At 60.7% G+C, this 591-nt stretch carries 1 protein-coding gene; it reads left to right on the top strand.

Annotated elements, in window-relative coordinates:
* Positions 1 to 591, top strand: a 591-nt coding sequence (locus tag JNK74_29575) for a UvrD-helicase domain-containing protein (protein ID MBL7650324.1), incomplete at both ends; no start/stop codon positions are given.

Genomic DNA, 591 nt, shown 5'->3' with positions numbered 1-591 from the left:
AGGCGCGTGGCCGGGTAGCTCTGCTGTCGTTCTCTAATGTGGCCGTCGACACCTTCCGTCGTGCCTTTGGTGACCTGGCGAGCAAACTGCCGTCCAGCGCCGGCCGATCGCGGGTCGACATCGACACGCTGGACGGTTTCATCACCACCAACGTTGTCCGTCCGCACGGCCACCGCACCATGAAGTCCCCGCGGGCGGCCTTCCTCGTGACCGGAGATGAAGCCTTCCTAGAGGGCTTCAAGTTTCCAACGTCTTCGTTTCCTCAGGCGATCAAGGAGCTGAACCTGGCGTTTGTGAACGGCCAAGAGGTCTTCTTCTACGTGTTCAACGACCAGGTCGAACTGATCGACGAGTCCTTCGCCCGAAAGCTCATCGCAAAACTGGGCTGCACGGGCGCATACACCCACGACCTCTGTCGGTACTGGGCGTACCGAGCACTTAAGGAGCAGCCAAGACTGCTCGCGGCACTGGCGCGCCGTTACCCGCATATCGTGATCGACGAAGCCCAGGACATCGGGTCAGTACATCAGGCCATCCTGGAATTGCTGATTGGCGCCGGCTCAAGCGTGACGCTGATCGGAGACCCAAACC

This window comes from Candidatus Hydrogenedentota bacterium, from assembly GCA_016791475.1.
In the GTDB taxonomy this organism is placed as follows: domain Bacteria; phylum Hydrogenedentota; class Hydrogenedentia; order Hydrogenedentales; family JAEUWI01; genus JAEUWI01.
This window is presented reverse-complemented; position numbering and strand designations above follow the sequence as displayed.